Source organism: Brevundimonas sp., from assembly GCF_032017145.1.
Taxonomy (GTDB): Bacteria; Pseudomonadota; Alphaproteobacteria; order Caulobacterales; family Caulobacteraceae; genus Brevundimonas.
Window position 1 is genome coordinate 1 of record NZ_DALZQC010000228.1, and the last position, 1534, is coordinate 1534.

Annotated in this window: 3 protein-coding genes; all 3 read right to left on the reverse strand. The window is 70.1% G+C overall.

Features of this window, described 5'->3' with window-relative positions; all coding sequences use genetic code 11:
- Positions 1-486 (reverse strand): chemotaxis protein CheD (locus RTU05_RS18215; RefSeq protein WP_312599688.1); only part of this gene is annotated, 486 nt, incomplete at its 3' end.
- Complete coding sequence (locus tag RTU05_RS18220; RefSeq protein WP_248118608.1) at positions 483-872, reverse strand: response regulator; 390 nt, start codon at positions 870-872, stop codon at positions 483-485. The genes RTU05_RS18215 and RTU05_RS18220, both read right to left, overlap by 4 nt.
- A 15-nt stretch (positions 873-887) precedes the next feature.
- The coding region (locus tag RTU05_RS18225; RefSeq protein WP_312599689.1) for a chemotaxis protein CheB at positions 888-1534 on the reverse strand (647 nt) is incomplete at its 5' end.

A 1534-nucleotide genomic window follows, 5' to 3' on the forward strand; every position in this document is an offset into this window, starting at 1 on the left:
AGCCGCCACATCGGTCACGGCGCGTTGCAGGGCGCGACCGGCGACGGGCCAGTAGTGCAGGCGTCGTCCGCCGTCGCCACGCAGACTGCCGCCCACCACACGAATGCCCTCGTCGCGCAGGAAGCGTTCGGCGAAGTCGGCGTTGGCGCGGCCGACGTCGCGCAGACTGTCGAACATCCGCCCGCCGCCGAACAGCTTGGCCTCCAGCCGTTCGCGACGGCCGCCGGCCTTGAGCAGGTCGTTGATCAGCAGCTCCATGGCGTAGGCGCCGTAGCGGCGGCCCGCATCGGTTCCCGCCCCCGCCCCTTCGGGCAGCAGGAAGTGGTTCATGCCGCCGACGCCCGCCAGCGGGTCGCGCAGACACATGGCCACGCACGAGCCCAGGATGGTGCTGAGGACGACATTGGGATCGGACGTGATGAAATGCTCGCCCTGACCGACGTGAACCCGTGTCTCCAGCCCGTCTGTCACGGCCGACGAGGTCATGTCAGCGGCCCGAAGACGGCTTCCAGCTTGCCCTTAAGTTGGGCGACCGTGAAGGGTTTGACCAGATAGTTGTTCACGCCGAACTGCACCGCGCGCTGCACCAGTTCGCGGTCGGCGCGGCCGGTCAGCATGATGAAGGCGGTCTTGGACGTGGGCGGGTGGGCGCGCACGGCGCGCAGCAGGCCCAGGCCGTCCAGGTTCGGCATATTGTAGTCCGAGATGATCAGGTGGGCGGGCTTGGTGACGATTTCGCGCAGGGCGATCTCGCCGTCGGCGGCCTCGCGGATGTCGCGCACGCCGAGTTGCTGAAGGCTGGTTCGCACCAGGGAGCGCATTGTCATCTGATCATCGACGACCAGACATTGCAGAGCAGCGGCGGCGGGCATGGGTACGCTCCCGATCTAGGCGACTGATCGTGCGGCCGGATCGGCGCACGATTCGAGAATGGCGGGGGACAGGCGGTGCAGCGGCAACTGGCGCTCCACGGCGCCCAGTTCGAAGGCGGCCTTGGGCATGCCATAGACGACGCAGGACGCCTCGTCCTGGCCCAGGGTGCGACCGCCGGCTTCGCGCATGGACAACAGGCCCCTGGCGCCGTCGCGGCCCATGCCGGTCAGGATGACGCCGGTCATCGGACGCTTCAGCCGCACGACGGATTCGAACAGGACGTCGACGGACGGGCGGTGGCCGTTGACCGGATCGCTGGGGACCAGCCGACAGCGCGGGGTCTGGCCGGGCGAGACCTCCAGATGGGTCGCGCCGCCGGGCGCCAGATAGATGTGGCCGGGCTGAAGCGGCGCGCCGTCCGCGGCCTCGGTCACGGTCGGGGCGCAGACGCGGTCCAGCCGGGCGGCGAAACTGGCGGTGAAGGTCGCCGGCATATGCTGGGTGATGACGGTGGCGGGGCAGTTGGCGGGAAAGCCGCCGAGCACGGTCAGCAGGGCCTCGACCCCGCCGGTGGACGAGCCGATGGCCAGGACATGATCAGGCGCGGGGCGATAGGCGCGTGGGGCCTCGGCGGCGGCCGGCGCATCGCCGCGGGCGCGGA